Raw genomic sequence first — 20993 nt, forward strand, 5'->3', positions numbered from 1 at the left:
CGACAAGTGCTCATTTACCATTATGTAAACTCCGCGTTCTCGCCCGCTTTCTCGCTACGCTCTAGTCCGCGATGTTTCCGGTCACTCCGGCGAACAGAGTGAAATTACTCTGCTGCGCCTTCAGTAGTAGCTTCTGGAGCAACACGTGGAGCGTGGACGTTGGCAACAGCCTTGTCATCGCCGTGTGCCAGAGCAACAAACTCAACGCCTTTAGGGGCTTTGAGGTCAGACAGGTGAATGATCGAACCGATTTCGGCGTTAGCCAGGTCGACTTCGATGAACTCAGGCAGGTCTTTCGGCAGGCAGGTCACTTCGATTTCAGCAACAACGTGCGAAACTTCGCCGCCTTTCTTGATCGGCGCTTCTTCACCAACAAAGTGTACAGGCACGATAGCGGTCAGTTTCTGGCCAGCTACAACGCGTACGAAGTCAGCGTGCAACACGTGGCCTTTGGCCGGGTGACGCTGCAGAGCTTTGATGATTACGTTTTGCTTGGTGCCGCCAACGTTCAGCTCGATGATGTGGCTGTAAGCCGCTTCGTTTTCGAGCAGTTTGGCAACTTCTTTAGCCAGCATGCTGATGGATTCAGGGGCTTTTTCGCCACCGTAAACTACAGCAGGTACCAGGCTTGCGAGACGACGCAGGCGGCGGCTCGCACCTTTCCCCAGGTCGGAACGCACTTCAGCATTCAGAGTAAATTCGTTCATGTTGTATCTCCAAAATAACCACATTCGCCCCAGCGTTTGCGACCAGCGCTAAAGGCGATATGGGCAAAAAAGCCCCGCCCCGACAGGAATGCCGGGGCGGGGCGCTTTTCGTCAACGAGATATTCGAGAAGGGCAGGGCCCTTAGCGGAACATCGCGCTGATCGATTCTTCGTTGCTGATGCGGCGAACCGCTTCGGCAACTACCGGCGCGATATCCAGTTGACGGATACGCGAGCAGGCTTGAGCAGCAGCGGACAACGGGATGGTGTTAGTCACCACCAGTTCGTCCAGCATTGAATTTTCGATGTTTTCGATCGCCCGACCGGACAGCACAGGGTGTGTGCAGTAGGCGAAAACCTTGGCAGCGCCATGCTCTTTCAGGGCCTTGGCCGCGTGGCACAGAGTGCCGGCGGTATCGACCATGTCATCGACCAGAATACAGGTACGCCCTTCGACATCACCGATGATATGCATCACTTCAGAGTGATTGGCTTTCTCACGGCGTTTGTCGATGATCCCGAGATCCACACCCAGGGATTTGGCAACAGCACGTGCACGCACGACGCCGCCAATGTCCGGGGACACGATCATCAGGTTTTCGAAGCGCTGATCTTCAATGTCATCCACCAATACTGGGGAGCCGTAGATGTTATCTACCGGAATATCGAAGAAACCCTGGATTTGGTCAGCATGCAGATCAACCGTGAGAACACGGTCGATGCCGACTACGGTAAGCATGTCAGCAACGACTTTCGCGCTGATAGCCACACGTGCGGAACGCGGACGGCGATCCTGACGGGCATAACCAAAGTAAGGAATAACAGCAGTGATACGAGTAGCCGAGGAGCGGCGGAAGGCATCAGCCATCACTACCAGTTCCATCAGGTTATCGTTGGTCGGAGCGCAAGTCGGCTGAATAATGAAGACATCTTTACCGCGGACGTTTTCATTGATCTCGGCTGTAATTTCGCCGTCGGAGAACTTACCGACAGAGATGTCACCGAGAGGGATATGCAGCTGACGTACAACACGCCGAGCCAGATCGGGGTTAGCGTTCCCCGTAAAGACCATCATCTTGGACACGCGCAGTACCTAGAGGCTGAGGGTAACCTGGATGAGTATAGAAAATGGCAGGGGCGGCTGGATTCGAACCAACGCATGGCAGGATCAAAACCTGCTGCCTTACCGCTTGGCGACGCCCCTGTATCTGTTGCAACGAGTACCCAGTACTCGATTCCTTTTAGAGCAGACTTTGCAGCTTGCGATGCAACATCGAAATGTTGCTTCCCTTTGCTACAAACCCTGTAAGGGTCTCTGTAAGAAGGGCCGAGACTTTATCAGCTTCAGCTTTGCTTGGGAAGCCCCCAAACACACAACTTCCAGTTCCGGTGAGTTTTGCTTCGGTAAATTTACCTAACAAATTCAATGCGTTACGTACATCTGGGTAACGCCTTGCTACCACCGGTAAGCAGTCATTTCGACTGTTTCCCTTGGGAACGGGGCGCACTTTAATGGGAGAAGAGTTACGTGTCAACAACGGATCTGAAAAAATTTCTGCTGTACTTACAGAGACTTGCGGCACAAGCACGAGATACCACGGTTCTTCGGGGTCTACAGGGGTCAGTTTCTCCCCCACGCCTTCGGCAAAAGCCGCGTGCCCACGCACGAAAACCGGGACGTCGGCGCCAAGCGTCAGGCCCAGCGCGGCTAGTCGATCCTCATCCCAACCCAGTTGCCAGAGATGATTGAGGCCGAGCAAAGTCGTCGCGGCATTTGAACTGCCGCCACCGATTCCACCGCCCATTGGCAGAATTTTTTCGATCCAGATGTCGATACCGAGCGAACAACCGGATTGCTCCTGAAGTTTTTTTGCGGCTCGAACAATCAGATTGCTGTCGTGAGGAACGCCATCGAATTCGGTGTGCAGTCGAATCACACCGTCATCACGAACGGCGAACGTGATTTCATCGCCGTAATCGAGAAACTGAAAAATAGTCTGCAACTCGTGGTAGCCGTCTTCACGGCGACCGAGGATGTGCAGCATCAGATTGAGTTTGGCCGGGGAGGGCAGGGTCAAGCGCGGAGCGGTCATGTTCACTGCCCCAATTTGCGTGGTTGCCATTCCTTGATCACCAGCGTGACGTCAAGGTCGGTGCCGTGCAGTTTGATTCGCTCGGGCAGCCAAATACCATTTTGCTCGGCATAGCTGAGGTATTCGACCTGCCAGCCATCCTGCTCAAGATTAGCCAGGCGGCTGTCGGCATCCAGCGTCAGACGGCTTTTGCTATCCGGAGCCGGGAGCCCGCGAACCCACCAGGCCAGATTGGACACCGGTAACTTCCAGCCCAGCTGTTCTTCGACCAACACTTCAGGCGTCGGCGCTTCATAGCGGCCCTGGTTGGCGACTTCCAGCGAGACCTTGCCGGGGCGACCGGTCAGGCGTGCTGCACCGCGGCCCAAGGGGCCGGAGAGGCGAATGTCGTAGTAATCCTGTCGCTGCAGCCAGAACAGTGTGCCGCTGCCCGAGTCTTTCGGGGCGCGAATGCCGATCTTGCCGTTGATCTGCCAGCCGTCGAGGCTGGCCAGTTGCTGTTTGTACTCGCGCCATTGGGCCGTGTTGCCTTTACCCTGGACTGATTCGCGGGCACCGAAGCCCGCGCAACCGGCGAGCAGGGCGATGAAGCTGAAAACGATGAGGTGGCGCAAAAACATAATCTTAAAGAGTCTCTGATCCGGTCAGGCGCTTGATGGTGCTGCGCAGGATGGGGCTGTCGGGCTGATCCTTGAGGAACTTGCTCCAGATTTGCTTGGCTTCCCGTTGCTTGCCATTGGCCCACAGGACTTCGCCCAGGTGCGCGGCGACCTCCTGATCGGGGAAGCGCTCCAGCGCCTGGCGCAGCAGGCGTTCGGCTTCGTCGAGATTGCCCATGCGGAAGTTCACCCAGCCGAGGCTGTCGAGTACCGCCGGGTCTTCCGGATTGATCTTGTGCGCCTGTTCGATCAAGGCCTTGGCTTCGGCGTAGCGCGTCGTACGGTCGGACAGGGTGTAACCGAGGGCGTTAAGCGCCATCGCGTTGTCCGGGTCGCGCTTGATGATCAGGCGCAGGTCTTTTTCCATCTGCGCCAGGTCATTGCGTTTTTCCGCTTGCATGGCGCGGGTGTACAGCAGATTCAGATCGTCCGGGTATTGCTGCAAGGCTTGCTTCAATACATTCCAGGCCTTGTCGGGCTGTTTATTGGCGGACAAGGTTTCGGCTTCGATCAAATACAACTGGATCGCGTAATCGGGCTGCTCATCGCGCTCCGCAGCCAGACGGCTTTGGGCTTCGGCGGTCTTGCCGTTGTTCATCAGGATATCGGCCTGACGCAATTGCGCCGGCAGGTAATCGTTGCCCGGGCCGACCTGGGCGTACTCGATCAGCGCGCCTTGAGGGTCATTGCGCTCTTCAGCTATACGACCGAGGTTCAGGTGCGCCGAATCGACGTGGCTTTCCCGGGCAATCAGGTCTTCCAGATAGCCCTTGGCCTCATCCCAGGCCTTGGCTTCCAGGCAGACCAACGCCAGGGAGTAACGCAGTTCGTCGTCTTCGGGGTACTGCTGAACCAGTCTCGAGAACTCGGTTTTGGCGTCGTCCATGCGGTCCTGTTCAACCAGCATGCGCGCGTAAGTCAGGCGCAGGCGTTTGTCGTCCGGGTATTTCTTGATGCTTTTTTGCAGCAACGGCAAGGCTTCATCGCCACGACTGAGCGTCTGCAGCAGGCGTGCGCGCAGCAGGATGGGCGCTATTTCGCCTTCGTCCGGAGGATTGTCTTCCAGCAGGCCCAGCGCACCCTTGGCGTCACCGTCCTGTTGCAGCAGCAAGGCTTTGCCGAAAATCAGCTGACTGTTGTTCGGATGGCGCTGCAATAAACGGTCAAAACTTTTCATCAGGCCGTTGCGCGTGTCTTGGTCGGTATCGGCCGCAGACAGGGCGAGGAAGTCGAAATGCGTGTCGCCCTTGCCTTGCAGGACTTTCTCCATATAGACCATGGAGTCGTCGTAACGCCCGGCACGAGCCAGTTGCACGGCAGCGGCCCGTTGCGCCTCAAGGTCTTGCGGCGCGTTTTTCGCCCAGATCAACGCGGTGTCCAGGGCAGCCTGATCGGCGCCCAGGTACTCGGCGATACGGAATGCCCGCTCGGAGATGCCCGGATCCTGAGTATTGATCGCCTGGGTCACGTAGTTGTCCAGGGCAATGTCGAAACGATTGCGCTGGCCAGCCAGTTCGGCACTCAACAGGCTGAAGATGGTTTCTTCACTGAATGAGCTGTAAACCTTGGGCTTTTCAGGGGCCGGAGTGCTGTCTTCGACCGGCGGCGTACCGTCCGACGAAACGGGTGCCAAGGCCTGGCAGCCGCTGAGGAAGACAAAAGCGAGGAGCAACGCGGAAGATCTATTCATATAGGAAGAGGACGACTAACCTGCGGTCGGATCATCATGACACAAGCCTTCGGCCAAACATAACCGAGTCTCAATTGGTGTCTTTATAGAGGCAGGTCATTGGGACAATAGTCAGCGGTAGTTGTTCTGGCTCTGTCGAAGTAGGACAATTGCCGGCTTCACGTCACCATCAGCGACTTTGAATGGCCTTCCTTGCACTCGGTATTAACCACAAGACTGCTTCAGTAGACGTCCGCGAGCGCGTGGCCTTTACCCCTGAGCAGCTGGTGGAGGCCTTGCAGCAGCTCTGCCGACTCACCGACAGCCGCGAAGCTGCGATCCTCTCCACCTGCAATCGCAGTGAACTCTATATAGAACAGGATCACCTTTCGGCTGACATCATATTGCGCTGGCTGGCCGATTATCACCATTTGAGCCTCGAAGAGCTGCGCGCGTGTGCTTATGTGCACGAAGATGATGCGGCAGTTCGTCACATGATGCGGGTGGCCTCCGGGCTCGATTCGCTGGTGTTGGGCGAACCGCAGATTCTCGGACAGATGAAATCGGCCTACGCCGTGGCCCGCGAGGCCGGCACCATCGGTCCGTTGCTCGGGCGGCTGTTCCAGGCCACGTTCAATGCGGCCAAACAGGTGCGCACCGACACTGCCATTGGCGAGAACCCGGTGTCCGTGGCGTTTGCCGCAGTCAGTCTGGCGAAACAGATTTTCAGCGACCTGCAACGCAGCCAGGCCTTGCTGATCGGCGCCGGCGAGACCATCACCCTGGTCGCCCGCCATCTGCACGAATTGGGTGTAAAGCGCATCGTCGTTGCCAACCGCACCCTGGAGCGCGCGAGCATTCTGGCCGAGCAGTTCGGCGCCCACGCGGTGCTGCTCTCGGACATCCCGGCGGAACTGGTGCGCAGCGACATCGTTATCAGCTCTACCGCCAGCCAGTTGCCGATCCTTGGCAAGGGCGCGGTGGAAAGCGCCTTGAAACTGCGCAAGCACAAGCCGATCTTCATGGTAGACATCGCTGTCCCCCGGGATATCGAGCCGGAAGTCGGCGAACTGGACGACGTTTACCTTTATAGCGTCGACGATCTCCATGAAGTGGTCGCCGAGAACCTCAAGAGTCGCCAGGGTGCAGCCCAGGCGGCGGAAGAGATGGTCTCGATCGGTGCCGAAGATTTCATGGTCCGCCTGCGTGAACTGGCGGCGGTGGATGTGCTCAAGGCCTATCGCCAACAAAGCGAGCGCATGCGCGACGAAGAATTGCAGAAGGCCCAGCGCATGCTGGCCAACGGCAGCAGCGCCGAAGACGTGCTGGTGCAACTGGCGCGGGGCCTGACCAACAAACTCTTGCACGCACCGAGCGTGCAGTTGAAAAAGCTCTCTGCCGAAGGCCGCCTCGATGCGCTGGCCATGGCCCAGGAACTCTTTGCCCTGAATGAGGGCTCATCGGATAGCTTTTCGGATAAAAAACCGCAATGAAAGCGTCACTGCTCAATAAGCTGGACATCCTCCAGGACCGTTTCGAGGAATTGACCGCCTTGCTTGGCGACGGCGAAGTCATTTCCGATCAGACCAAATTCCGCACCTATTCCAAGGAATACGCGGAAGTCGAACCGATTGTCGAAACCTATAAACAGTTGCTCAAGGTACAAAGCGATCTCGAGGGTGCCCAGGCGCTGCTCAAGGACAGCGACCCGGACATGCGCGAAATGGCCGTGGAAGAAGTCCGCGAAGCCAAAGAGCAACTGATCGACATCGAAGCCAGCCTGCAACGCATGCTGCTGCCCAAGGATCCGAACGATGGGCGCAACGTGTTCCTCGAAATCCGCGCCGGCACCGGCGGTGACGAGGCGGCGATTTTCTCTGGCGACCTGTTCCGCATGTATTCGCGTTACGCCGAGCGTCGCGGCTGGCGGGTGGAAATCCTCTCGGAGAACATCGGTGAACACGGCGGCTTTAAAGAAGTCATCGCTCGCGTCGAAGGCGACAACGTCTACGGCAAGCTGAAATTCGAATCTGGTGCGCACCGCGTGCAGCGGGTTCCGGCTACCGAATCCCAGGGGCGCATCCACACCTCGGCCTGCACCGTAGCCGTGTTGCCCGAGCCGGACGAGCAAGAGGCGATCGAGATCAACCCTTCGGATTTGCGCATCGATACCTACAAATCCTCCGGTGCCGGTGGTCAGCACGTCAACAAGACGGACTCGGCGATCCGCATCACGCACTTGCCGTCCGGTATTGTCGTCGAGTGCCAGGAAGAGCGTTCCCAGCACAAGAACCGCGCCCGGGCGATGTCCTGGCTGTCGGCCAAACTGAACGATCAGCAGACCAGCGCCGCCGCGAACGCTATCGCCAGCGAGCGAAAATTGCTGGTCGGTTCGGGCGATCGCTCGGAGCGGATCCGCACGTATAACTTTGCCCAAGGGCGGGTCACCGACCATCGGGTCAACCTGACGCTGTATTCCCTCGACGAAATCCTCGCGGGTGGCGTCGATGCGGTGATCGAGCCGTTGCTGGCCGAATACCAGGCCGACCAATTGGCAGCGATAGGTGAGTAAATGACGATCATTGCCAGTTTGTTACGCGCCGCCGACCTGCCGGATTCGCCCTCCGCGCGCCTGGATGCCGAATTGTTGCTGGCCGCTGCGTTGGGCAAGTCCCGCAGTTTTCTGCACACCTGGCCCGAGCGCATCGTTCCGAGCGAAGCGGCGCTGAAGTTTGCCGAGTACCTGCAACGCCGCCGTGGCGGTGAGCCAGTGGCCTACATCCTCGGTCAGCAAGGTTTCTGGAAGCTTGATCTGGAAGTGGCGCCGCATACGCTGATCCCGCGCCCGGACACCGAGTTGTTAGTGGAAGCGGCGCTTGAACTCCTGCCAGCCACACCTGCCAAGGTCCTCGATCTCGGCACCGGCAGCGGCGCCATTGCGTTGGCCCTGGCCAGCGAGCGTCCGGCCTGGAAGGTTACCGCCGTGGATCGCGTGCTCGAAGCCGTGGCCCTGGCCGAGCGCAATCGCCAGCGCTTGCACCTGAACAACGCCACCGTGCTGAGCAGTCATTGGTTCAGTGCGCTGGAAGGTCAGCGTTTTCAGCTGATCATCAGCAATCCGCCTTACATCGCCTCAGCCGATCCGCATCTGGTGGAAGGCGATGTGCGCTTCGAACCGGCCAGTGCCTTGGTGGCCGGCATCGACGGGCTCGACGATCTGCGTCTGATCGTCGCCCAGTCGCCGGATTATCTGGAGGCGGGCGGTTGGCTGATGCTTGAACACGGTTACGATCAAGCCACTGCGGTACGCGATTTGCTGCTGACCCGCGGCTTTGAAGAAGTCCACAGCCGCACCGATCTGGGCGGTCACGAACGTATCAGCCTGGGGCGCCTGCCGTGCTGAATGATCAGGAATTGTTGCGCTACAGTCGGCAGATTCTGTTGCAACACGTCGACATCGACGGCCAGTTGCGACTGAAAGAAAGCCGCGTATTGATCGTCGGTCTCGGCGGCCTCGGCTCGCCGGTTGCGCTGTATCTGGCAGCCGCCGGCGTCGGCGAGTTGCATTTGGCGGACTTCGACACCGTCGACCTGACCAACCTGCAACGTCAGATCGTTCACGACACCGACAGCGTCGGCCTGAGCAAAGTCGACTCGGCGATCCGCCGACTGACTGCAATCAATCCCGAGATTCAGTTAATCGCCCATCGCACCGCGCTGGACGAAGATTCCCTGGCCGCCGCCGTGGCCGCGGTGGATCTGGTGCTGGACTGTTCCGACAATTTCTCCACCCGCGAAGCGGTCAACGCTGCGTGTGTCGCCGCCTGCAAACCCTTGGTCAGTGGCGCAGCGATTCGGCTGGAAGGGCAGTTGTCGGTGTTTGACCCGCGCCGTCAAGAAAGTCCGTGCTACCACTGTTTATATGGTCACGGCAGCGAAGCCGAACTGACGTGCAGCGAAGCCGGCGTCGTAGGGCCTTTGGTTGGCCTGGTGGGCAGCCTTCAGGCGCTGGAAGCCATGAAGTTGCTGGTGGGTTTCGGCGAGCCGCTGGTGGGACGCCTGTTGTTGATCGATGCCTTGGGCTCGCGCTTTCGCGAATTGCGGGTCAAGCGTGATCCGGGCTGCAGCGTCTGTGGTTCGAAGCATGCGTGAAGCGCCGATTGGCGTGTTCGACTCCGGTGTCGGTGGGCTTTCGGTGCTGGCCGAGATCCAGCGTTTGCTGCCCAACGAGTCACTGTTGTACGTCGCCGATTGCGGGAATATTCCCTACGGCGAGAAAACCCCGGAATTCATCCGTCATCGCTGCAGCGTGATGGCCGGTTTTTTTCAGCAGCAGGGCGCCAAGGCCTTGGTGCTGGCGTGTAACACGGCGACGGTCGCTGGCGTTGCAGACTTGCGGCGCGATTATCCCGAGTGGCCCATCGTCGGAATGGAGCCGGCGGTCAAACCGGCCGCTGCCGCCACCCGCAGTGGTGTGGTCGGTGTGCTCGCCACCACCGGCACCTTGCAGAGTGCCAAGTTCGCCGCGTTGCTCGACCGATTCGCCACCGATGTGCGAGTCATCACCCAACCGTGCCCCGGCCTGGTGGAGCTGATTGAAAACGGCGATCTGCACAGCGAGGCATTGCGCCAGTTGCTGGCCAGGTATGTCGAACCGCTGCTCGGCGCCGGGTGCGACACGATAATTCTTGGCTGCACGCATTATCCCTTCCTAAAGCCGTTGCTAAAGCAGATGATCCCCGATGACATCAGCCTGATTGATACCGGCGCCGCTGTAGCGCGGCAACTTCAGCGTCTATTGGTCGAGCGTGAATTACTCGCCGAGGAGCCTGCTCGTGCTGCACAGTTCTGGACGAGTGCCGATCCGGAGCATTTCAGAAATATCTTGCCGATACTGTGGAATACCGCTGGCGTTGTGCGAAGCTTCAAGGAGTAAACAAGACTCGGGGCAAGCGAGTAATTGGGGTGAACTTCTGATTAAGCGTCGACTTCTATAGCGTTAAGCAACAAAAAAACCATACGAAATCGTTCGGAAAAGGAAGTTTCTAATGAAGCGACTATTCTGCTTGGCCGCGATTGCGGCCGCACTGATGGGGCACAGTTTTACCGCACAGGCGGCAGGCGTGGAGTTCGCGGTCGGCCAGACTAGCGAGTCGACCATGACCTATCGACTGGGCATGCAGTTCGATTGGGACAAGAGCTGGTTGCAGAGTGATATCGGTCGTTTGACTGGTTACTGGAGTGGTGCCTACACCTATTGGGATGGCGAAAAGACCTCCAGCAACCACAGCCTGTCGTTCGCGCCGGTGCTGGTTTACGAGTTTGCCGGGCAGACCGTCAAACCTTATGTTGAGTTGGGGGTTGGCGTAGCGGTGTTCGCCAATACCGAAGTCGAAAACAATCAACTCGGCAATGCCTTTCAGTTTGAAGACCGGTTCGGTTTTGGGCTGCGCTTTACGGGCGGACATGAAGTCGGGATTCGTGCGACGCACTATTCAAATGCCGGGCTGAGCAGCCCGAACGATGGTGTAGAAAGCTACGCGCTGCATTACACGATGCCGCTCTAAGCGCACTGCCAATCAATGTGGGAGCGGGCTTGCTCGCGAAAACGGTGTGTCAGTCAACGATGATGTCAGCTGACAGTCCGCTTTCGCGAGCAAGCCCGCTCCCACATTAGATCTTCGGTATTTTCTCGATCACCGATACGCCGTGGTAATCCCTTGGCGTTCGTCGATGCATTCCGGTGCGCCCATCTCGAATTCCCGGCAGATCAACGGGCGTTTTTCATAGATGGTGCACATCATCGTGTTGCGATCCAGCGCGGCGCACCAGCCGTCATCCAGGCGCAGCATGACCTCCCCACCCCAGTCATCGGTATCGATAAAACGTTCGGGCACGCCCGTGTCCGTGATCAGCATGACTTCGAGCTGACAGCAGCAAGCTGCGCAGGTCGAGCATGTGACCGCAGGCTCGGCGATTTGCGTATGGGGAATGGTTTTCATGACGCCCAGTGTAAGGCAGTGGGCCCACGCTGTGTGAAAGGCCTGACGGACGCTTGGTCGCCGGGCTCGAACAGGGTGATCTCATGGCTGGTCCTTGATCGGCGGATTGCTGCGTACCATGCGTTTGCCGATCGCCAGTTTCCCTCGGTTGGGTATTCTCGACAATGGCCAGAGGTCGGCCATGAACAACGCCGGAAAGGCTATCTCCAACGGACGATTTTTGAGTTCGGCAAAGATGTAGCGTGCGGACTTGTCCACCGGCCAGCTGAGTGGCATGGGGGCGTTTTGCGCCGGCAACGGCGTCTCGACAAACCCCGGGCTGACCACGGTGACTTCGATGCCTTGCGGTGCAAGATCAATTCGCGACGATTCAAACAGGTAACGCAACCCGGGCTTTGAGGCGCCATGAGCCTCTGACCGCGGCAGCGGCAGGTAGGTGACCGAGCTGGCGACGCCCACCAGATGCGGCGCGGTGCCGGCGCACAAGAGTGGCAGGGCAGCCTGGATGCAATAGCTGCTGGCAAGCAGGTTGGTGCGCACTACGTGCTCGACGATCGACGAATCGAACTGCTGAACGTCGACGTATTCGCAAGTGCCGGCGTTGAGGATCACCGTGTCCAGAGCTCCCCACGCCTCAGCGATCTGCTCGCCGATTTCTCGCACGGTTTGACTGTTGGTCAGGTCACCGGCCACCACCAGCACTTGTCCCGGATAACGCTGGGACAAGACTTTGAGTGGCGCCACCGAGCGAGAGCTCACCGCGAGGTGAGCACCGGTTTTCAGTATTTCTTCGGCCAGCGAGGCGCCAATGCCGTTGCTGGCGCCAGTCAACCAGTATCGCCGTGGAGGTGTAAAACTCATCCCATTCTCCTTTTCAGTCAGGCAATTGCCCGGCAGGTTGTCGTGATGGCAGGTTCTTGAACGCGGCCAGCGCCCGTTGGCGAGAGCTGCTCAGATTGACGATCGGCGACGGATATTTCGCCACGCCGAACAGGCCGCCGAGGTTGGCCGGGTTGTGCACTTCTTTCTTGTTCAGCTTGGCCAGCTCCGGCAGCCAGTGCTTGATAAACAACCCCTCGCTGTCGAATTTCTCCGACTGGCTCAGCGGGTTGAAAATCCGGAAGTAGGGCGCCGAATCGGTGCCAGTGGACGAGCTCCACTGCCAGCCACCGTTGTTCGCCGCCAGGTCGCCATCGATCAGATGACGCATGAAAAAACGCTCGCCTTCACGCCAGTCGATCAGCAGGTTCTTGGTCAGGAACATCGCCACCACCATGCGCAGGCGGTTGTGCATCCAGCCGGTTTCAAGCAATTGGCGCATGGCCGCGTCGATAATCGGCAGGCCGGTACGGGCCTCTTGCCAGGCCAGGAGTTCATCCGGGGCATCGCGCCAGGCGAGGGCTTCGGTTTCCGGGCGGAAGGCGCGATGACGCGAGACCCGTGGGTAACCCACCAGAATGTGTTTGTAGAATTCGCGCCACAGCAATTCGTTGATCCAGGTGATGGCGCCGACCTTGCCACTTTCGAACTCGCCCTGATTGCTTTGCAGTGCGGCGTGCAGACACTGACGGGGGGAAATCACTCCGGCGGCGAGATAGGCCGACAGCTGACTGGTGCCCGGTTTGGCCGGGAAATCGCGTTCGTTTTTGTAGTCGTCGATCTGGGCATCGACGAAGGTGTCGAGGCGGCGCTGGGCTTCGGCTTCACCGGCAGGCCAAAGACTGCGCAAGCTGTCGCTGGGCGTTGCGAAGCCTTCTACGTTTGATGGGATCTTGTCGTTGCTGATCGCCAGCGGCGCCTGTACGGCGGGTGCGGTGACCCGCCTCGGTAACGACCCGCGCAGGCGGTCGTAGCACACCTTTCGGAACTGGCTGAACACCTGGAAGTAAGTGTCCGTTTTGGTCAGCACGGTGCCCGGTTTGAACAGCAGTTGATCAAGGTAGCTATAAAAGTCGATGGCATTGGCTTTCAGTGTTTCGGCCACAGCTGCGTCACGACGGCATTCATGGATGCCGTACTCCTCGTTGACGTGCACCGCGTCAATCTTCAACTGTTGGCAAAGATCGAGCAGCACCTTGGGTGCCTCATCCCAGTGAGATGCCTTGCGGATCAACAAGGGAATGTTCAGCTCACCCAACGCGCTGCGTAACTCGCTCAGGTTGCGCAGCCAGAAATCCACTTTGCACGGCGCGTCATCGTGCTCCAGCCATTGCTCCGGGCTCAGCAGATACACCGCCACAGTCGGGCCGCGGGCTGCGGCGGCCGAGAGGGCGGTGTTGTCATGGAGGCGCAAGTCGCTGCGCAACCAGATCAATTGCAAAGAGGAATCCGCACGATTCATTGAAAATTCGCCATTAAATGAGCCCACGCTGAACCAGGCCCTGATGCGCCGCTAACGGATCTTCAGCCAGGAGCAAATCAGTAATCTTGAACGTTCGTGCGGACAACTCGGCGTGGTGGATGCATACCGTGGGTCCGGCAATCATTTTTGGGCAACTGACACCATTCAAAAGTTTCGGTAGCTGCGAAAGGTTTATGGCTTTGCTGGAATACAGCAGTACGCCGCGGGCTTGCAGATGATCGACCGCCAGCGCGAGTTCGCCGGCGGGGAGTGGCCAGTCGAACACCTCCACCGGGCAATCGGCGCTGCTGATCAGCCAGGCGGTCAGCCACAGGTGAGGTTCCAGTGGCAGGTCCGATTGATTGATCAACAACAGTGGCGCGGTGCGTAACTGACGGTTGTTATGGTAGATGCGTGCGCCAAATTTGCTGCGTAACCAGGAGTAAAAAAACCCCCGCTCCATCTGCGCGCCGAACTGACCTTGCCAGCGTTGCTCCAGTTCAGCCAGCAATGGCATCAGCAGTTGTGCGCACAAGGTCCGTGGTGGATATAACGCCATGGCCTGATTGACGGTGTCATCGAGGGTGCGCTCGTTCAGTTGAGTGACCGCTTGCAGCAGCGTAAGACGCATCACTTGCCAATCGTTTTCGACGGACTCGGTAAAGGCCTGCGGGGTGTCGAGCAGTGGCTTGACCTGGCTGACGGCCACGCCGCGGTTGAGCCAGGTGAGGATCGTCAGGATGCGTTGAACGTGTTCGACAGAGAACAGCCGATGCCCCTTGGGCGTGCGTTGCGGCACGATCAGGCCATAACGCCGTTCCCAGGCCCGCAAGGTGACGGCGTTCACGCCGGTCTGCCGCGCGACCTCACGGATCGGCAGCCAGCCTTCGTCGAGGGCTTTCTTGAAGTCGGCGCCGAGGTCTTCGCTGGCGCTGGTGTCGAGTGGGCTTTTCATTGGATTGTCATTAGATCGCGTTTCGCAGACTGAGATTTTCCGGGTGCGGTTGCAGGTAAACCTGTTGCGCAATGTAGGGATCCGGGTGTTGACGGAAGTAGTGTTTGAGCAGCGTCAACGGCACCACCAGCGGTACGATGCCGTGGCGGTACTGACCGATGACGTGCTGCACTTCCTGTTTGTCTTCAGGACTGATCGTCTGTTTGAGATAGCCACTGATGTGTTGCAGGACGTTGGTGTGGGTGCGGCGTGTGGCACATTTTTTCAAGGCCGCCATCAGCTCGCTGAAATAGCGTGGACCGAGCTCGTTCGGGGCGGTCTGGCCCATGTTGCCCAACAGGTTGCCCAGGGTTTTGTATTGCACCGGGTTGTGGGCCATCAGCAGGTATTTGTAGCGCGAGTGAAAGTCCGTGAGGCCACGGCGAGTCAGGCCGTCGCGCAGCAACTGCTGCCAGGCGCTATAGGCGAACACGCGGGTGAGGAAGTTTTCTCGCAGCACCGGGTCGTTGAGTCGGCCGTCTTCTTCCACCGGTAAATCCGGATGCTGCGCGCAGAACGCCTGGGCGTAGATGCCACGGCCACCACCGTCCACCGGCGCACCGTTGGCGTGGTAGACCTTGACCCGATCCAGGCCACATGACGGGGATTTCTGCATGAAGATGTAGCCGCAGATGTCACCCAGTTCCGCGGCCATTTTCTGACCGTACTCGGCCAGCGGCCGGGTGACATTGAGTGTTGGGTTAACGGTGCCGATGGCTTCTGGATCTTGTGGATCGCCCACCAGACGGATCGGTTCGCGGGGAATGCCGAGACCGATGGCGACTTCCGGACAGACCGGGATGAAATCGAAATAGTCAGTAAGGGTGCGACTGCACAGCCGCGACGCCTTGTGCCCGCCGTTGTAACGCACTTCTGCGCCCATCAGGCAGGCGCTGATGGCGATCTTCGGTTTCACGGTGACGTGGGGCATCGGAGCACCTCGAATCCAAACCTGTACAGACTGCTCGGTCTGTACAACATAACTTCATCATAGATTCAAAGGTGTACAAGTCAAATTGTTTGTATAGGTTTTCGCGAGTAAAGATCGTTCCCACGCTCTGCGTGGGAATGCCTCATTGGACGCTCTGCGTCCGCTTCGGCTGTGACGCAGAGCGTCACGGGCTGCATTCCCACGCAGAGCGTGGGAACGATCATTAACACCAACGTGAGTCATCCAGCACCGTGCCTTCTTCGTCGCGGAAGAGTTGGGTGACCAGAAAATGTTTTTAGCGGTTTTGCGGGAGGGCTGCTGTCCATTTTGACAGCAGCAATTGACTCGGATCGATGCGGTTCACTGCAGATGGGCATGCAAGCGGCGGGCGGCTTCCTGGCCGCTGAGCCAGGCGCCTTCCACACGACCGGACAAGCACCAGTCGCCACACACATAGAGGCCCAGATCGGCATCGGCCAGGGCTCCCCATTCATGGCTGCTGGCGGGCCGGGCGTAGAGCCAGCGGTGGGCGAGGCTGAAGGTCGGGGCGGGCATGGCGTCGTGCAGCAGCTCGGCAAATGCGCCGTGCAATTGCTCGATCACCGCTTCCTTGGACAGGTCGATATGTTGCCGGCTCCAGGCGCTGGTGGCGTGCAAAACCCAAGTGTCCAGCGTGTTGTCACGTCCCGGTTTGCTGCGGTTGCGAGCCAGCCAGTCGAGCGGGCTGTCCTGTACGAAGCAGCCTTCCATGGGTGTATCCAGTGGTGTTTCGAACGCCAGCGCGACAGCCCAGGTCGGGTCCATTTTCACCCCGGCGGCGGCACCGGCGAGTTTCGGCGCGGAGGCCAGCAGTGCAGTCGCCTGAGGCGCCGGCGTGGCAATAATCACATGACTGAACGGGCCGTGGGTGAAGCCTTCGGCGTCCTGCAGATGCCAGTGCTCCTCGCCGCGATAGACCTCGGTGATGCGGCAGGCGAAATGCACTTCCAGGTCGCCGAGCAGGCCACGGGTGATGGCGCTCATGCGCGGCGTGCCGACCCAGCGCGTCTGTTCGTCCGGCGACAGGCTGAGCTGGCCGCCATGGTAGGTGTAGAGCTGCGGCATCCATTCGGCAACCCAGCCGTTGCCTTGCCAGCGCTGGACTTCAGTGACGAAGCGACGGTCGCGGGCAGTGAAATATTGCGCGCCCAAGTCCAGAGCACCCGCATCGCTGCGCTTGCTCGACATGCGTCCGCCACTGCCGCGGCTTTTATCGAAAAGTTGAACGACATGCCCGACCTCTGTCAGGGCCTGGGCGGCTGAGAGCCCGGCGATGCCGGTGCCGATGATTGCGATAGGTACAGTCATAGGGGCCTCGTTTACCTTTCTGTACAGACTACGCCGTGGTTGAAACCTGTACAATATTGTTTTTTGGTATAACTTTTAGCGTTCTCGTTCTGACAGCTTGGCCTATTGTTAATCACAGAGCCTGCCCGATACCAAAGATCCCTGCTTATAAAAATAGACTAGTGATCAGGGTAAAACGCTACGCGAGGAAGTAGTCATGCACATATTGCTGACCGGCGGTACTGGTTTGATAGGACGTCAACTCTGCCGCCTCTGGTTGAGTCAGGGTCATCGCCTGACAGTCTGGAGTCGCAAGCCTGAAAAAGTTGCGAAAATCTGCGGTGCCCAAGTGCGCGGAGTGGCCCGCCTCGAGGACATCGGCCAGGAGCCGGTGGATGCGATTATCAACCTCGCGGGTGCACCGATTGCCGATCGCCCCTGGACAACCAGACGCAAAGCGCTGTTGTGGAGCAGCCGCATCACCCTGACCGAAACCCTGCTGGCCTGGCTCGAAACCCGTGAACAAAAACCGCAGGTGTTGATTTCGGGGTCTGCGGTCGGTTGGTACGGTGACGGGGGCGAACGGGAATTGACCGAGAAGTCTCCACCGGTCATCGATGATTTCGCCAGCCAGTTGTGCATCGCCTGGGAAGAAACCGCCCAGCGTGCCGAAGGCTTGGGCATTCGCGTAATCTTCATTCGCACCGGGCTGGTGTTGTCGGCCGAGGGCGGCTTTTTGTCGCGGCTGTTGCTGCCGTTCAAAGTGGGGCTGGGCGGGCCTATTGGCAGTGGCCGGCAGTGGATGCCGTGGATCCATATCAACGATCAAATCGCCCTGATTGATTTTCTTCTGCGTCAGGAAGACGCCAGTGGTCCTTATAATGCCTGCGCACCCAAGCCGGTGCGCAACCGCGAGTTTGCCAAGACATTGGGCAGCGTGCTGCACCGCCCAACGTTCATGCCCATGCCGGCCCTTGCGTTGAAGGTGTGTCTGGGCGAATTGTCGTTGCTGTTGCTGGGCGGCCAGAAGGCCGTACCGGCTCGCTTGCTGGAAGCGGGTTTCACTTTCCAGTTCACTGATTTGCGCGCGGCTCTGGACGACCTTTCCAGCCGCCTTTGAAATAGGACGTTGCATGACCGATCACGCATTGCTTCTGGTCAATCTGGGCTCACCGGCCTCCACCTCGGTGGCGGATGTGCGCAGTTACCTCAATCAATTTCTGATGGACCCGTATGTAATCGACCTGCCATGGCCGGTGCGACGTTTGCTGGTGTCGCTGATCCTGTTCAAGCGCCCGGAGCAGTCTGCCCACGCCTACGCCTCGATCTGGTGGGAGGAGGGCTCTCCGTTGGTGGTGCTCAGCCGTCGCCTGCAACAGGCCATGACGGCCCAGTGGACCCACGGTCCGGTGGAGTTGGCGATGCGTTACGGTGAGCCGTCTATTGAATCGGCGCTGGTGCGCCTGGCGGCTCAGGGTCACAAGAGGATCACGATCGCGCCGCTCTATCCACAGTTCGCCGACAGCACTGTGACCACAGTGATCGAGGAGGCCAAGCGGGTGGTGCGTGATAAGCAGCTGGATGTGCAGTTTTCGATTCTCCAGCCGTTCTATGATCAACCGGAATACCTCGATGCGTTGGTGGCCAGCGCCAAGCCGCATTTGCAGCAGGATTACGATCACTTGCTGTTGAGCTTCCACGGTTTGCCGGAACGACACTTGAAGAAGCTTAATCCGGGTCACAGTTTCGAAGGGGGCGGCGATTGCTGCGCCGGTGCGCCGCCGGAAGTGGTCGCGACCTGTTATCGCGGGCAGTGCCTGCGTACCGCGGCGGAATTTGCCAAACGCATGGGTTTGCCGGACGGTAAGTGGTCAGTGTCGTTCCAGTCGCGTTTGGGGCGGGCCAAATGGATTGAACCCTACACCGAAGCGCGCCTTGATGAGTTGGCTGGAATGGGCGTGAAGAAAGTGCTGGTGATGTGCCCGGCGTTCGTTGCCGATTGCATCGAGACGCTGGAAGAAATCGGTGATCGCGGCAAAGAGCTGTTCCGCGAGGCGGGAGGGGAGGAGTTGGTGCTGGTGCCGTGCCTCAACGACGATCCGCAGTGGGCGCGGGCGTTGAATGCCTTGTGCGAAAGAGCACCGTTGGCGCTTTAAAAGCATCGCGGGCAAGCCTTGCTCCTACAGGATTCAAGTCGTTCCACACTAATGTGATCGACACAAAACCTGTAGGAGCAAGGCTTGCCCGCGATAGCAATCTCAAGATCGGCTTACAGCAGTGACTCATTCGCCTTCTTGTGCTTCCAGCTGTCATTACCCGGCAGCAACAAGTTCAGCGCAATCGCCGTCACCGCGCACAGTGCGATGCCTTTGAGGCCGAAGTCGTCCGGCCCAGTGCCGGTGCCGACCAGTACGCCGCCAATCCCGAACACCAGGGTCACCGAGACAATCACCAGATTGCGCGCTTCGCCCAGGTCGATCTTGTGGCGAATCAGCGTGTTCATGCCCACCGCCGCGATCGAACCAAACAACAGGCACAGAATCCCGCCCATCACCGGCACCGGAATGCTTTGCAGCAACGCGCCGAACTTACCGACGAACGCCAGGCTGATGGCGAAAATCGCCGCCCAGGTCATGATCTTCGGGTTGTAGTTCTTGGTCAGCATCACCGCGCCCGTCACTTCGGCGTAGGTGGTGTTGGGTGGGCCGCCAAACAGGCCGGCTGCGGTGGTGGCAATGCCATCGCCGAGCAGGGTGCGGTGCAGGCCGGGTTTCTTCAGGTAATCGCGACCGGTCACGCTACCGACTGCAATCACGCCGCCGATGTGTTCGATGGCCGGAGCCAGGGCCACCGGAACGATGAACAGAATCGCCTGCCAGTTGAATTCCGGCGCGGTGAAGTGCGGGATCGCAAACCACGGTGCGGCGGCAATTTTCGCGGTATCAACGACGCCAAAATAGAACGCCATCGCAAAACCCACCAGCACGCCAGAGATGATCGGCACCAGGCGGAAAATGCCCTTACCGAACACCGCGACGATCAGGGTGGTCAGCAGCGCTGGCATCGAGATCAGCATTGCCGTCTGATAGTGAATCAGCTCGGTGCCGTCGCCAGCCTTGCCCATCGCCATGTTGGCGGCGATTGGCGCCATGGCCAGGCCGATGGAGATGATCACCGGGCCAATCACCACCGGTGGCAGCAGACGGTCAATGAAACCGGTGCCTTTGATCTTCACGGCAAGGCCGAGGAAGGTGTAGACGAAACCGGCCGCCATCACGCCGCCCATGGTCGCCGCGAGGCCGAACTGGCCCTTGGCGAGAATGATCGGGGTGATGAAGGCAAAGCTCGACGCCAGGAACACCGGCACCTGACGCCCGGTGACGATCTGGAACAGAATCGTCCCCAGGCCTGCGGTGAACAGCGCCACGTTCGGGTCGAGGCCGGTAATCAGCGGCATCAACACCAAGGCGCCGAAGGCCACGAACAGCATCTGCGCACCCGACAGCACCGTGCGCCAGAGCGGATCGTTGAACTCTTGCTGCATGCTCAAGCGTCCTTCTGCTTGGTACCGAAGATCTTGTCACCGGCATCGCCCAGGCCTGGAATGATGTAACCGTGTTCGTTGAGTTTCTCGTCAATGGAAGCGGTGTAGATGGTCACGTCCGGGTGAGCCTTCTCTACGGCGGCAATGCCTTCAGGGGCAGCCACCAGCACCATCGCGCGGATATCCCGGCAACCGGCCTTTTTCAGCAGGTCGATGGTCGCGACCATGGAGCTGCCGGTGGCGAGCATCGGGTCGATGATCATCGCCAGGCGTTCGTTGATTTCCGGAACCAGTTTTTCCAGGTAGGTGTGGGCCTGCAGGGTTTGTTCGTTGCGGGCCACGCCGACGGCGCTGACTTTGGCGCCCGGGATCAGGCTCAGCACGCCTTCGAGCATGCCGATGCCGGCGCGCAGGATCGGGACTACAGTAATTTTCTTGCCGGCGATTTTCTCGACCGACACCGTGCCGCACCAGCCTTCGATGTCGTAGCTTTCCAGCGGCAGGTCTTTGGTGGCTTCATAGGTCAGCAGGGCACCGACTTCCTGAGCGAGCTCACGGAAATTCTTCGTGCTGATGTCGGCGCGGCGCATAAGGCCGAGTTTATGGCGGATCAGCGGATGGCGGATCTCGAGGATGGGCATGGGAAAGGCTCCGGCGGCGGGCAAAAAAACCGGCCTAGATTAATCTATCCGAGGGTGTTGTCCTATAGACATACAGAACGTTAGTCC

At 59.1% G+C, this 20993-nt stretch carries 21 protein-coding genes and 1 tRNA gene; 8 read left to right on the forward strand and 14 right to left on the reverse strand.

The features are described 5' to 3' along the window. Positions 1-104 precede the first annotated feature (104 nt). The 6 genes from CKW16_RS21120 to CKW16_RS21145 form a co-directional block, all read right to left on the reverse strand. Positions 105-707 carry a 50S ribosomal protein L25/general stress protein Ctc gene (locus CKW16_RS21120; protein WP_095130375.1) on the reverse strand — a complete coding sequence of 201 codons (603 nt, stop codon included), beginning with the start codon at positions 705-707 and terminating at the stop codon, positions 105-107. A 141-nt stretch (positions 708-848) separates the two neighbouring features. Further along, positions 849-1790, reverse strand: a complete 942-nt coding sequence (locus CKW16_RS21125; RefSeq protein ID WP_003208392.1) for a ribose-phosphate pyrophosphokinase — start codon at positions 1788-1790, stop codon at positions 849-851. A 45-nt stretch (positions 1791-1835) separates the two neighbouring features. Further along, positions 1836-1910, reverse strand: a tRNA-Gln gene (locus tag CKW16_RS21130). A 37-nt stretch (positions 1911-1947) separates the two neighbouring features. Beyond that, positions 1948-2799 carry a 4-(cytidine 5'-diphospho)-2-C-methyl-D-erythritol kinase gene (gene ispE, locus CKW16_RS21135; protein ID WP_095130377.1) on the reverse strand — a complete coding sequence of 284 codons (852 nt, stop codon included), beginning with the start codon at positions 2797-2799 and terminating at the stop codon, positions 1948-1950. 2 nt (positions 2800-2801) lie between these two features. Beyond that, entirely contained in the window at positions 2802-3419 is a 618-nt protein-coding gene (gene lolB / locus CKW16_RS21140) for a lipoprotein insertase outer membrane protein LolB (RefSeq protein WP_095130379.1), read from the reverse strand. Positions 3420-3423: 4 nt separating this feature from the next. After that, positions 3424-5148 carry a tetratricopeptide repeat protein gene (locus CKW16_RS21145; protein ID WP_095130381.1) on the reverse strand — a complete coding sequence of 575 codons (1725 nt, stop codon included), beginning with the start codon at positions 5146-5148 and terminating at the stop codon, positions 3424-3426. 182 nt (positions 5149-5330) lie between these two features. Between CKW16_RS21145 and hemA the strand changes: the two genes are divergently transcribed. The 6 genes from hemA (at position 5331) to CKW16_RS21175 (ending at position 10694) form a co-directional block, all read left to right on the forward strand. After that, positions 5331-6620, forward strand: a complete 1290-nt coding sequence (hemA, locus tag CKW16_RS21150) for a glutamyl-tRNA reductase (RefSeq protein WP_095130383.1) — start codon at positions 5331-5333, stop codon at positions 6618-6620. Beyond that, positions 6617-7699 carry a peptide chain release factor 1 gene (gene prfA / locus CKW16_RS21155; RefSeq protein WP_095130385.1) on the forward strand — a complete coding sequence of 361 codons (1083 nt, stop codon included), beginning with the start codon at positions 6617-6619 and terminating at the stop codon, positions 7697-7699. The genes hemA and prfA overlap by 4 nt, the downstream gene beginning before the upstream one ends. Beyond that, positions 7700-8530, forward strand: a complete 831-nt coding sequence (gene prmC, locus CKW16_RS21160) for a peptide chain release factor N(5)-glutamine methyltransferase (RefSeq protein WP_095130387.1) — start codon at positions 7700-7702, stop codon at positions 8528-8530. Then, positions 8524-9279 (forward strand): molybdopterin-synthase adenylyltransferase MoeB, encoded by a 756-nt coding sequence (locus CKW16_RS21165; RefSeq protein WP_095130389.1) that lies wholly within the window; start codon positions 8524-8526, stop codon positions 9277-9279. The genes prmC and CKW16_RS21165 overlap by 7 nt, the downstream gene beginning before the upstream one ends. Beyond that, entirely contained in the window at positions 9272-10063 is a 792-nt protein-coding gene (murI, locus tag CKW16_RS21170; RefSeq protein ID WP_095130391.1) for a glutamate racemase, read from the forward strand. The genes CKW16_RS21165 and murI overlap by 8 nt, the downstream gene beginning before the upstream one ends. Before the next feature lie 112 nt (positions 10064-10175). Continuing rightward, positions 10176-10694: an acyloxyacyl hydrolase gene (locus CKW16_RS21175; protein ID WP_095130393.1), complete on the forward strand. Its 519-nt coding sequence runs from the start codon at positions 10176-10178 to the stop codon at positions 10692-10694. Positions 10695-10823: 129 nt separating this feature from the next. Here the strand turns inward: CKW16_RS21175 and CKW16_RS21180 are convergent, their stop codons facing one another. The 6 genes from CKW16_RS21180 to CKW16_RS21210 form a co-directional block, all read right to left on the reverse strand. Beyond that, positions 10824-11129 (reverse strand): YkgJ family cysteine cluster protein, encoded by a 306-nt coding sequence (locus tag CKW16_RS21180; protein WP_008153413.1) that lies wholly within the window; start codon positions 11127-11129, stop codon positions 10824-10826. An 81-nt stretch (positions 11130-11210) separates the two neighbouring features. Further along, positions 11211-11990, reverse strand: coding sequence for an SDR family oxidoreductase (locus CKW16_RS21185; protein ID WP_095130395.1), 780 nt, complete (start codon positions 11988-11990; stop codon positions 11211-11213). A 13-nt stretch (positions 11991-12003) separates the two neighbouring features. Beyond that, a complete protein-coding gene (phrB, locus tag CKW16_RS21190) occupies positions 12004-13449 on the reverse strand; it encodes a deoxyribodipyrimidine photo-lyase (RefSeq protein ID WP_095130572.1) in 1446 nt (481 codons plus the stop codon). A 34-nt stretch (positions 13450-13483) separates the two neighbouring features. Further along, a complete protein-coding gene (locus tag CKW16_RS21195) occupies positions 13484-14425 on the reverse strand; it encodes a MerR family transcriptional regulator (protein ID WP_095130398.1) in 942 nt (313 codons plus the stop codon). Positions 14426-14435: 10 nt separating this feature from the next. Continuing rightward, positions 14436-15395: a DUF523 and DUF1722 domain-containing protein gene (locus CKW16_RS21200; protein ID WP_095130400.1), complete on the reverse strand. Its 960-nt coding sequence runs from the start codon at positions 15393-15395 to the stop codon at positions 14436-14438. A gap of 360 nt (positions 15396-15755) precedes the next feature. Beyond that, the gene (locus CKW16_RS21210; protein WP_095130402.1) at positions 15756-16742 is read right to left on the reverse strand and encodes an NAD(P)/FAD-dependent oxidoreductase; all 987 of its coding nucleotides are present in this window, start codon (positions 16740-16742) and stop codon (positions 15756-15758) included. Between the two features lie 196 nt (positions 16743-16938). On the opposite strand from CKW16_RS21210, the gene CKW16_RS21215 reads away from it, so the two are divergent. Together CKW16_RS21215 and hemH are read left to right on the forward strand one after the other, a co-directional pair. Then, positions 16939-17841 carry a TIGR01777 family oxidoreductase gene (locus CKW16_RS21215; RefSeq protein ID WP_095130404.1) on the forward strand — a complete coding sequence of 301 codons (903 nt, stop codon included), beginning with the start codon at positions 16939-16941 and terminating at the stop codon, positions 17839-17841. Between the two features lie 13 nt (positions 17842-17854). After that, entirely contained in the window at positions 17855-18877 is a 1023-nt protein-coding gene (gene hemH, locus CKW16_RS21220; protein ID WP_095130406.1) for a ferrochelatase, read from the forward strand. A 113-nt stretch (positions 18878-18990) separates the two neighbouring features. On the opposite strand, the gene CKW16_RS21225 is transcribed toward hemH, so the two are convergent. Further along, complete coding sequence (locus tag CKW16_RS21225) at positions 18991-20265, reverse strand: uracil-xanthine permease family protein (RefSeq protein WP_076029807.1); 1275 nt, start codon at positions 20263-20265, stop codon at positions 18991-18993. A 2-nt stretch (positions 20266-20267) separates the two neighbouring features. Next, positions 20268-20906 carry a uracil phosphoribosyltransferase gene (gene upp / locus CKW16_RS21230; protein ID WP_008025893.1) on the reverse strand — a complete coding sequence of 213 codons (639 nt, stop codon included), beginning with the start codon at positions 20904-20906 and terminating at the stop codon, positions 20268-20270. Between the last annotated feature and the right edge of the window lie 87 nt (positions 20907-20993).

The organism is Pseudomonas sp. Irchel s3h14, from assembly GCF_900187425.1.
GTDB lineage: Bacteria > Pseudomonadota > Gammaproteobacteria > Pseudomonadales > Pseudomonadaceae > Aquipseudomonas.

Bases quoted from the DNA above. Each gene is read 5' to 3' on its own strand.
- CKW16_RS21120 (WP_095130375.1), bottom strand. From the start codon at position 707: ATGAACGAATTTACTCTGAATGCTGAAGTGCGTTCCGACCTGGGGAAA.
- ispE (WP_095130377.1), bottom strand. From the start codon at position 2,799: ATGACCGCTCCGCGCTTGACCCTGCCCTCCCCGGCCAAACTCAATCTG.
- lolB (WP_095130379.1), bottom strand. From the start codon at position 3,419: ATGTTTTTGCGCCACCTCATCGTTTTCAGCTTCATCGCCCTGCTCGCC.
- CKW16_RS21145 (WP_095130381.1), bottom strand. From the start codon at position 5,148: ATGAATAGATCTTCCGCGTTGCTCCTCGCTTTTGTCTTCCTCAGCGGC.
- hemA (WP_095130383.1), top strand. From the start codon at position 5,331: ATGGCCTTCCTTGCACTCGGTATTAACCACAAGACTGCTTCAGTAGAC.
- prfA (WP_095130385.1), top strand. From the start codon at position 6,617: ATGAAAGCGTCACTGCTCAATAAGCTGGACATCCTCCAGGACCGTTTC.
- prmC (WP_095130387.1), top strand. From the start codon at position 7,700: ATGACGATCATTGCCAGTTTGTTACGCGCCGCCGACCTGCCGGATTCG.
- murI (WP_095130391.1), top strand. From the start codon at position 9,272: ATGCGTGAAGCGCCGATTGGCGTGTTCGACTCCGGTGTCGGTGGGCTT.
- CKW16_RS21175 (WP_095130393.1), top strand. From the start codon at position 10,176: ATGAAGCGACTATTCTGCTTGGCCGCGATTGCGGCCGCACTGATGGGG.
- CKW16_RS21180 (WP_008153413.1), bottom strand. From the start codon at position 11,129: ATGAAAACCATTCCCCATACGCAAATCGCCGAGCCTGCGGTCACATGC.
- CKW16_RS21185 (WP_095130395.1), bottom strand. From the start codon at position 11,990: ATGAGTTTTACACCTCCACGGCGATACTGGTTGACTGGCGCCAGCAAC.
- CKW16_RS21195 (WP_095130398.1), bottom strand. From the start codon at position 14,425: ATGAAAAGCCCACTCGACACCAGCGCCAGCGAAGACCTCGGCGCCGAC.
- CKW16_RS21200 (WP_095130400.1), bottom strand. From the start codon at position 15,395: ATGCCCCACGTCACCGTGAAACCGAAGATCGCCATCAGCGCCTGCCTG.
- CKW16_RS21210 (WP_095130402.1), bottom strand. From the start codon at position 16,742: ATGACTGTACCTATCGCAATCATCGGCACCGGCATCGCCGGGCTCTCA.
- CKW16_RS21215 (WP_095130404.1), top strand. From the start codon at position 16,939: ATGCACATATTGCTGACCGGCGGTACTGGTTTGATAGGACGTCAACTC.
- hemH (WP_095130406.1), top strand. From the start codon at position 17,855: ATGACCGATCACGCATTGCTTCTGGTCAATCTGGGCTCACCGGCCTCC.
- CKW16_RS21225 (WP_076029807.1), bottom strand. From the start codon at position 20,265: ATGCAGCAAGAGTTCAACGATCCGCTCTGGCGCACGGTGCTGTCGGGT.
- upp (WP_008025893.1), bottom strand. From the start codon at position 20,906: ATGCCCATCCTCGAGATCCGCCATCCGCTGATCCGCCATAAACTCGGC.